We start from the raw sequence: 9,766 nt of genomic DNA on the forward strand, positions 1-9,766 counted from the left end.
GCCGAGACCCCCACCGATCCCTGCAACTCCTTGGACTCACTTAAAACGGTCATATCTCGACCTTGCGAACGCCCTGCTCCCTGCACCGCGCCCTAGGCCGAATCTACCGGCGGTTTCTCACTTCTGGTATTGCTATGACGATCAACGGATCGCAGGTGGAGCCCGTCGACCCGATGCTGCTCAGCACGAAGGTCGAGCGCGCAACCGCGCGGCTCGAGTTTCAGCCGCTGGAGATCGAGTTGGAGACGAGTACCGGCGAGACATCCGCAGTGACCGTGCGGTTCGCGATGCTTCCCGTTAATCGATGGCATGGCTTGGACAACGCTACCAAACGCCGTATCGGCATCGTCGGCCAAGGCGGCGTCTCAATTCTACGCGCGGGGCGTGAAATCGCGAGCGGTTGGCACCTCATGGGAGCGAAGCGCAAGGAGAATTATGACGATTGGTGGCGCTGCGAGATCGAGTTCGAGCCCGTGCTGGACGAACACTTCGGCATCACCATCAACAAACAAGGCGTCCGTCCGTCGGCCGCGCTACGTGAGGCGGTCGAGCCGGAGCTCGAGTCCATCGCCCGTCTGCTGAATGCCCGCGTTCGTCAGGCTTTTGAGGAAGTCAAATTTCAGACGGCAGCTGAGACTTCCTGTCGAATCGCCGCCGCGGCCGATCGCGATCTCCCCGTGATCACCTCCGGACGACGAGGCGGCGCGCTGACCTACAGGATTGGGTCGGAGCCGATGCCCGTGGAGTCGATGTTTCGATCGACCCTCACGCAGCGAATGCTCGACCTCACACTCAACGTCGACCATCCAGCTTTCGCAGCGCTGTATCGACCGCTTCAATCCATCGAAAGCGAGGCCGCCATGGAGCTTCGGACATCCCTGGAACTGTTCTTGCTTTCATTCGCACGTAGCGCCGCTCAAATGGAGAAGTCCGGCCAGCACTTTGACGACCTGCTCCGGATCTGGAGCAGCAACTATGGACGGATGCTACGCAAGTCATGACCGACAACGACGCAAAGTACCTGCCGCTCGTTCTTCCGCCGGGGGCTTCCCGGAAGGAAAGGCAGGGATTTAGCAGGCTTTGCCGACTGCTGGCCGCGACAAAGTTCGACCCCGGCGTTCCTCTTGAGCACGCCTATTGGCTCAAAGCTGCTGAACTAGGCGACATCTACAACCAGCCAGGGCTCGCCGCTGCGGCGCATACAGTCATCGATCTCGTGGATCAGGGCTGGGCCATCGACGTCGACAAGTTTGGTCCATTGCTCTGCCCACCGCAGACCCATGTTGACCGCGAGACAGAGAAGGCACGGGTCCGGCGACAAGAGCACATTCGACGCGATGCGCAACTTCGCCAGCCCAGCGTGCGGCGCTTCGTTGAGAGCATGGAGCGTACACATCAACGTGGTGACCGACTCATCTCAATCTTTAACCTTATGCGCGACGGTCGAGAACTCGCGGACTCCCTGGAAGCCAATCCGGAGGCGACCGACACGATCCAGCCCTACGTGCAGATCGTGGACTCTTCGGCGACGTGTGAAATGACCGGCTTCAATCTACACGACATCTGGCGGTACTTTCGCCACACGTGGTCAAACGCATACTCGACCATCCCTGGACGCTCGATGCCGATCCTAATCCGCGATGCGGCGACCGAGTACCACGCAGTAATCGGACTTGCGGCAATCTCCAGCCCTGTCGTTCAGATTGCGGAGCGCGATTCCTGGATGGGATGGGACACCAAGCAGGTCCTAGCCGCGATCGAGGATGACCCAACGGACCGCCTGGCCCGCTGGCTGGCGCGTCGGATCGAGGTTCAGCAGGATGAGATATACGTTGACGATCTCTTGCGGGACGGCGTCCTGCAACCGGATGACCTGAAGGTGCCAACGAATGACGTGATCGCTCGGCTACGCGCCGACGCCGAGCGGCACCGCGCCAAACATCACCGTGGCGGACCTATCCGTGAAGTGCGAAACATCGAGACTGATGCATGGATTGAGCGAGCCGAAACGCATCTGTTCCGGTCGAAACGCTCAGCTCTGCTTGCAGAAACGCTGGAGATCAGGAGCGTTCTCGGAACCTACTTCGCCCCGAAGCCGACAGCCGCCCGCCTACGGCGAGCTCTAGGCAACTCAAAAGCGAGGACGCAGATCGGGCGCCTCATCCGGCGAGCCCGAGGCGAGCGCGTCGGGACCGTCATCGCCGATTTGACCATCTGCGGCGCCGTTGCACCATACAACGCCTTGGCTGCCGGCAAGCTGGTCGGGGCTCTGGCTGTCTCACCTGTCGTGCTGGCGGCGTACAAGGAAAAATACCGCCGGCCAAGCGAGATTGCATCGGCAATGGCTGGTCGGCCAATCATGCGTGAGGCTCGGTTGTCGGTCGTAAGTACGACCTCGCTTTACGGCACGGGGTCGAGCCAGTACAACCGTCTGTTCTGGCCAGCCAGCGTGATGGGTGGGCCAGAAGACGCGCGCATCGGGTTCTCGGAACTGGGGCGTTCGCGGTCGTTCGGCACGTCGCACTTCTCTGATGAGACCGTGGAGGCGTTGGTAAGACTCTCGGAACACACAGGTGGGCGCGTACGTGTCAATAGCCTTTTCGGCGAAGGCGTCAGTCCTCGGCTTCGAAAGGTACGCCTCGGCCTTGCCTCTCTCGGATGGCCAACGAATGAGTTACTAAAACACGGGCGTGAGCGGATCCTGTACGGCGTGCCTCTCGTTGCCAACGTACGTGAATACTCTCTCGGAATCGACAAAGAACCCTTGTACTTGGTTGACCCCGAGCCAAGCGACGAAGGGCAGTTGGTGGCGCAGTGGTGGTTAGAGCGGTGGGGTCGCAACCGTGCTGCGCAGAAGCACGTCCGGGAGTCAATGCGACAGCACCGGCTGGTTCGCCCGATTAGGCATGGCGCACGGGTACCACTTTCGATGGACGACGAGTTGCTACCCGTGGCTTTCCTTGGAGATGCGATCGCACGCCACGCTTAACGCACCACGACTAACGGCTCAGGAAGCAGCGCCAGCGACGACGCGGCTCCTGAGCCGTAGGTCTGTTGTTTCGAACTCAGAGGAGCAACTTCAGCACCTGCTGACTTGCGACGGGTAAGTTACGCATGACGATCATGTCATCGACTGGGTGTATCGGCATGCCGCCCAGTTTCTTGGCTTCCCGCAACTCATGGGTAGGCGGAACGTCACGGGTCAACGGGCTCTGGATGTAGAAGATCCGATCGCGCCCATTTGCGCGAGCAAGGATCGGCGCGGTGATCGTTCCGATGCCCTCGATTTCGACAGGCTCGTCTTTCCTGAACTCAACCCCTCCAATATCTCGGCTCTGCAGGTCGGCCAGCAGCTTGTCGATCGACTGGTTTACCCGCACATTGTCGAGGGCTGGCATCGTGCCATTCAAAACATACTTCAGCAGTGCCGCGCCGATCTTTCGGTCGAGCAAGCCGTGCTCAAATCGGTTGCGAAAGCTCCGCAAACACCGATAGCAAGACGCGTCACAATTCGATGGGCACTGCTCCAACCGATCGAGTGCCTTCTCGAAGATCAATCGACCGAGACCATGGACTCGACGAGTGAACCCGGCGCCGCCGGCCAGGGTGTCGTAGAGGTAGATTTCGGCCTCGAGACCGTCATTGATGGCCCGAGTTAGCGCCGGGCGATATTCAGCCTGGAGTTCGGTTGCATCGACATCGAGTTCGCCGGTCGCTGCGATGGTGAGGGCTTCAGCGATCGTTCGTAGTGCTACTTGAGTGGACAGAAGCTCTGGGCGCAAAGTGAGAGGGTTCTCAACCTGGATCCGAACCAGCAGCACGTCAGAGATAAAGTCGGTGCCAAGCACCAAGCCACGCGATGATGCCGATCCCTGACAATCCGGCTCACGCTCGTTGGGATATGGCTTGGGATGAGTGCCAGTCACAATGCCGGTCGCACCCTTTGTGGGCTCGATTAGGCCACAACGGGTGCAGTAGCTGTAGCCCTCACTTCTCGGCCCGGTGTTAGTGACCAGCAGCGTGTCGCGCCGATAGGTCTGCTCAAGGCGATCCGTTACGCGATCCCAGGCATCCTCCTCCTCTGGGCCCTCCGCGACCAGCTTCGCTCTCGTTGCGTAGCTATTTGCCGGTGCATCGTCTGGGCTCGTGCCTGGATCATCGCTTACCCGGTGCGCAAATCCAGGTGGACGCATCCAATTCATTGCCTTGCCAAACTTACCGACAGCATTGCAGGCTGGGCAATCACGCTCCTCGCCCCGCTCCGCTTTGTCATATGGGAAGTGCTTTGCGTAGTGGCAGACCTGGCACTCAAAGTAGAGCCATCGGTCACGCCACGCCTGGGAAAGCTCCTTGCGGAGTGGCGCATAAATTGCGCCCGATGTCCATTCTTTGTTGTCGATCCATACCACCTTGCCCGGCGCGTATTGGCTGAGCGCGATCGGCAATCCCTGGCTGGGCTCGTAGCGGGACACAGTGTGGAACGGCTCTGATCTGTCCCGGTCGAATACATGAAAGGAGACCACGTCCGTGGGAAAGGCGTATCGCGGTAGCACGCCTTTGTATAGCAGCCGGTCGAGCAGATTGGTTTGGCTTCGCTGCTCGGTCGGCAATTTTGCGCCGTCTTCGGTAGGGCCACCATCCTCGACTTCACTTTCTGCGGGCGCCGCGTCTCCCACGTCGGCCTGCGGGAGGCTGCCATCGGGTTCAAGGTTAAGAGCCTCGTCGATATCGCGCAGCGTCCTGGTGATCAAGCCATTGAGGACAGCGTCGCGGTCAGCCGGCGCCAGTTCGGACGGTAGCCAAGAGTCGACATCGCCGCGCAGGGACGCTTCGTGCTGCTTCAACCATTCCTCGAAATCAGTGCGGTTGAGCGGCGAGGTGGTACCGACGAACTCAGGCACCGTGCCCAGCACCTCGAACAATTGCGGTTGTTCCTCGGGATCGATGGTGGGTAGCCGGTCTTGGTTGTAGCGCTGAAGCAGATAGGCGGTGACATGGCGCCGTGCGATCTCATCGTTGTCCAGTGTCAAGATCGGATCGTCGACCTGCCCGCGGATCATTAGGTCGGGATTACGAAAGTAGTGATCGTCGTGGGTGTCGGCGCTGCCGAAGGCGATCACCGTCGCCACAGCGTTCCCGCGACGTCCCGCACGACCAGCGCGCTGCTGATAGTTAGCACGTGAGGGCGGCATATTCCGCAGCGCCACCCCGGAGAGGCTGCCGATGTCGATGCCGACCTCCATCGTCGTCGTGCATGACAGCACGTCGATGGCGGTCCGCTCCGGCTCGCCTGGTCGTGGCAGGCCTACGTTTACGTCCTGGAACAGTAACTCGTACTCCTCGGCGCGTGAGAAGACATCGTCGGACTGCGAAACATTGAGCTGCGCGGTGTGCTCGGCTGCGATGATGCTCATGGGTTGGGCCGGTGGCGTCTGTAGGGCGCGAGAGGTACTGGCACGGTAGTAGCCCTTGCGCGCTTGGAAGACAGCGTCGGTGTCGGGGTCCAGGGTGCGGACCTTGGAGGTGCCACAATTGATGCACTTTTCCGATCCGGGGAATGGCCGTTGCGTGAAGCGGCAGCGTTCGCAGTATCCCCACTCGCCACCAGGAGCCAGGGCGACGTTGCCTGCCAGCAGACGGAACTTCTGACCGCTTCGCTCGCAGAACTTGGTCTGAAGAACGGGGAGCCAGGTCTGCTTGAACGTCTTCCTCGCTGCCGGTGTGCCGAGCCAACTTTCGATGGCCTGGAAGTTCCCCGAGTGCGGTTTCACGCCGCCCTTCTGGCGCCACCATTCCTCGGTCATCGACGAGAACCAGATACCGCGGGCCGTGGTTCCCCACTGAGCTAGCCACATGCGCAGCAGGGCAAGCCTTTCATCCTCGGTGATCGCAATGCCGTCAATGCGCGGAAGCTCTGCGACCAACTCGCCCGTTAGGCTCGCCTTCTCTCGCAGGGAAGCGAGTCCGAGCGAGCTTAGGCCGTAGTATTTGTCGGTAAGGGTAGCGTAAATGGCGCGCAGTAAGGCCTGAGGCGGGACAGCCGTCAACGTGCGAAGCTCCAACGTTGCGGCGAGGTTGCCGTTTAAGGCACCGTTGTCGATAGCCTTGCCGACGTCTCGGAGGACGTGGAGCGACTCAGCCTGTCGGAGCTCAGGTCGCAGCCGCACCTTGAGTTCCTTGGCGCCGACCAAAACGGCAAGGTAAAGCTGCTCCAGGCTCAACTGCGGACCTATTCCCTGCTGTGCCGTCAGGTCAGTCCACCCTCGAAGGATCAACGGACGAATTACGTCTCGCATCGAGTATGCCTGCAGATTTGGTGCCAGGCGCGCGGCTACTTGACGCGAGTCGGAGAACGCCAGCACCTTCCGACCTCGCAAAGGTGCAAAGTCCGTATATGGCGCGCTTGGTGGCTGTACCTCGATCTGCCGGGCGACGAGAGCCTGGAAAGGTTGGTCACCCTTAGTCTGATGGTCCTGGACGGATGAGCGACCAAAACCCGCAAGTTGGCCACAAACGCCACACGGCTTGAACTCTCCGTTCGCCTCGGCCTCGTCGTCTCCGTCGTCTCCGTCGTCGGTCGTCACGGTCTCGCCGCTCCGCAGCTTCGGAATAAACACGACCCGCCCGCGAGTCGGAGTATTCGGCGGGTTAAGGCGGCCTGTCACGAGGTCGATTTCGGCGACTTCTACCTGACCAGCTGAAGGCTCTTCGAGGAGCAAGTCAAGTGCAAATAGCTCCGGGATCGAGCCGGCAGTGCTCTGGAAAGCGCCCCCTTGCTCGTGCCAAAGGAACGATGGGTCTGCTAAATCATCGGTGTAGCCACGCGCGTATGCCGAGCCGCAGTGGCGGCACGTGTAGAACTCGAACACCCGAGCACCGCAGTCGCACGTTGCCTGGGGCTGAGCGTAAAGTTTCCCTATTGGCCCAAACTCGGACGGCAACGTACTGCGGTTGAGAGCATCGCACTTGTCGTCGAGGCAGGCCCACAGCCCGGGGAGTCCACGGAAGAAGGCGTGGATACGACAAGGGAGCAGGCCCGGCTGGTCAGCCGTCCGCCTCGCAGCACTCCCCAGAGCAACGAGTGTCGTCACGGCTCGGTCGGCAAGCGAGGACTCAACGCCAGGAAAGATCACCCGACCAAGCTCGCCGACCGGCTGAGCCTTCTGCATGGTCTCGTTGACGAGTAGGTTCATCGGTCCGTACGACGCAAGTGCTTCATCGAGCAGTACGCCGATGCCGCGACCGCCGTCCCTCACCCCCCGATACGTCAGCAGGTCGGCGATGGCCTCGGCGCGTTCTGCGTCAGTCTCGCCAGCGTAGAAGTCGTCGAGCGGAACGGCTGCGAGCGTTACCGCATCCGCATCGGTGCCGGCGCTGGCGCCAGCACGGAGGGCCGATTTGCTGGTGACGGTACGGAAGTCGCTGACATCCTTGCCGGCAAGTTGGGCCGCAAAGTCGCGAGCGTACTCAGGACTCGTAAAGCTAGCGCTGGTACAGATCACCTGGAGACGCTCCGCTGGAATCTCCAGCCGAGAGCGCAGCCGACGCAGTAGCAGACTGACCTCTGCCCCAGCTGCCCCACGGTAGAGGTGCGCCTCGTCCACGATTAGGAGGAACTTCTCGTCGGGATTATCGCCCAGCCACTGACGTGTGGCATCGAAGATCGGCCGCTCGAGTGGCCGCATCAACATGTACTCCAGCATCGAGTAGTTGGTGATGAGGGCGTCTGGTGGCGCCGTAATTACCTCGTGACGCGTCAGCAACTCCGCGTCGTCTGGCCGCGTGACCGCCCGGAGATAATTCTTATCCTTGTCCTGCCAGCGGGAGCCCTTTAGGCCGTACCAAGCCTTGAGGTCTGGCTTGGCCGGCCACTTGCCCCGCGCTTCGAGCTTCTCCTTCAGCGCCGTTGCCTGCTGATGCCAAGGTGATGCCGGGTCGGCGGCCTGGTCGACAAGGAGCATGTAGAACTCCTCGATCGAGTTGAGGCGCTGCTGGTCCTTCTTCACCGTGCGAACGCCCGGATACAAAGTGCGGCTTGTGTACCGCGCGAATCGCGCTGGCCGCCCCGCCCACGCGTCGAACTGGGTCGTTACCCGCGGGTCGCCGAGCAGGAGTCGCAGACGCCCGAGTTGGTCGTTCACCAGGGCGTTCATCGGGTAGAGGATCAAGGCTCGGACGGCAGGCGTTTTAAAGGATGACGGTCTATGTGCTGCCTCGGCCGCCAGTTTGGCCAGCATCGGCAACAGGAATGACTCAGTCTTGCCGGAGCCGGTACCGGTCGTAATTGCCAGGCTCATACCATCGCGCGAGGTCCACTCCAGCGCCTCAGCCTGGTGCGTGTACGGCGGGTCATGGAGCAGCCGGTCGAGATCGCCAGCCTTCGTGGTCAGCATCCCCAGAAGCTGGTGAACCGCTGGGTCAAGATCTAGCTCTGCGAAACGCCGATTCGTCTGGTACCTCGGCGTGCTCTCGATAAACGGTGCCCTAAATAGCACACCCTCGGTTTCCAGCAACTGACGACGCTGTTCAATGACTGCGGGGTGACCGACATGATACGTCGCTTCGATATAATCCCTCAACGCCGTTCGGATCTCAGCGATCGTCTCGGCGATGGTGAGCGTTTCGGACCCCACTCGATTCCCCCTCTTGAGCCATCCACAGCATGTCAGTTAGAAACGCCGCAACCTCGCCGGTTACGGCGTGCGGCACCCGAAACGAGAACAGTGCACCTGCCGTCTTACCGAGCGAAAGACCGACAAGTTGCAGGTAGCGCTCAGCGAATCCAGGCAGGGGTAAGAAGAAATCGAAGGTGGCGTCACGCGTCACACCTTGCCGAATGCGGAATTGCTGTGGGGAGCCGCCTAACGCGTCGACGGCCGCTTGGTAGCGCCACGCTTCATCGCGTCCGGGAACCACGGAATCCTCGACCGGCAGGTCGATGATGCGTTGGGGGAAGCCCTCCTGCAGGCGGAGCACGCACCACAGATCGGCACCGTAAGCCTGTGGACGCCGCGCAACGAAGTCGCCTGTGTCAGAGGGCACCGGCACGCGCCAACGCCCCCGGTAGTAGCGGACGGACGACAACGGATCGAGGATAGAGAGGCCATCGAGTTGACCAGCCTCGCCCGCGACATCGAGGCGCGCTCGGTACCGACCGATCAGTTCTTTTGGCAATTCCGGTGCAGGACTTGCCACCCAGCGGTTTCTCATGACGCACTGAAGTCCGAGGGCCCCCAGCCTGGAAGTAGCAGTCGAAGAATCGAGTCTCAAAATACGAGTGTGATTCTCGTAGTCGATGTCGAGCGCGAGGTCGTCCTCAAGAAGCGGTGCATCAAACGGCCGGATGCCCATGAGGAGATATGTGCCAGGAACCAGCTCGATGTATGACGGAGGCGCTAGGTATAGCAGCCGGGTCGATCTCCCGCTTTCACGTCGGAGCTCAAGCAGGTCACCAGACGCCACTAGCAACTCAAGCGTATCAACGACATCATCGCGGCTGAGTTCACACGTGCTTATCGGGCGCATCGCGCTAAACACGGCGTCGACCAGCCGATTGGGACTGGTTGGACACATGAAAGAGGCGGCACGACGCAGCGACGCCGATACTCCTTCACGCGACCCAAGATCAACGCTTTCTGCATCCAATTTTAGCGTCGCAACGGCGAGACGCGACGCTTCTTCAGTGAACTGGGCGAATTCAGGCGGTTGAAGCATTTGCCTCTACGAGTTCGGCGAATATCTCGGAGGGCTTCTTCCAGTTATGGAT

The 9,766-nt window shown here is 60.9% G+C and carries 4 protein-coding genes; 2 read left to right on the top strand and 2 right to left on the bottom strand.

Annotation, left to right across the window (positions count from 1 at the left end; translation table 11 throughout):
• The first annotated feature begins 134 nt into the window (after nt 1-134).
• Both LXN57_RS47335 and LXN57_RS47340 read left to right on the top strand, forming a co-directional pair.
• The gene (locus LXN57_RS47335; RefSeq protein WP_251804896.1) at nt 135-1,001 is read left to right on the top strand and encodes a hypothetical protein; all 867 of its coding nucleotides are present in this window, start codon (nt 135-137) and stop codon (nt 999-1,001) included.
• Entirely contained in the window at nt 998-2,989 is a 1,992-nt protein-coding gene (locus LXN57_RS47340; protein WP_251804897.1) for a Druantia anti-phage system protein DruA, read from the top strand. The genes LXN57_RS47335 and LXN57_RS47340 overlap by 4 nt, the downstream gene beginning before the upstream one ends.
• 76 nt (nt 2,990-3,065) lie before the next feature.
• Here LXN57_RS47340 and LXN57_RS47345 read toward each other — a convergent pair whose 3' ends face one another.
• Both LXN57_RS47345 and LXN57_RS47350 read right to left on the bottom strand, forming a co-directional pair.
• On the bottom strand, nt 3,066-8,633 hold the full coding sequence (locus LXN57_RS47345) for a DEAD/DEAH box helicase family protein (protein ID WP_251804898.1): 5,568 nt from the start codon (nt 8,631-8,633) through the stop codon (nt 3,066-3,068).
• Nucleotides 8,593-9,714: a hypothetical protein gene (locus LXN57_RS47350; RefSeq protein WP_251804899.1), complete on the bottom strand. Its 1,122-nt coding sequence runs from the start codon at nt 9,712-9,714 to the stop codon at nt 8,593-8,595. The genes LXN57_RS47345 and LXN57_RS47350 overlap by 41 nt, the downstream gene beginning before the upstream one ends.
• Nucleotides 9,715-9,766: the final 52 nt, after the last annotated feature.

Origin of the sequence: Paractinoplanes hotanensis (assembly GCF_023717965.1) — a bacterium.
Lineage (GTDB): Bacteria > Actinomycetota > Actinomycetes > Mycobacteriales > Micromonosporaceae > Actinoplanes > Actinoplanes polyasparticus.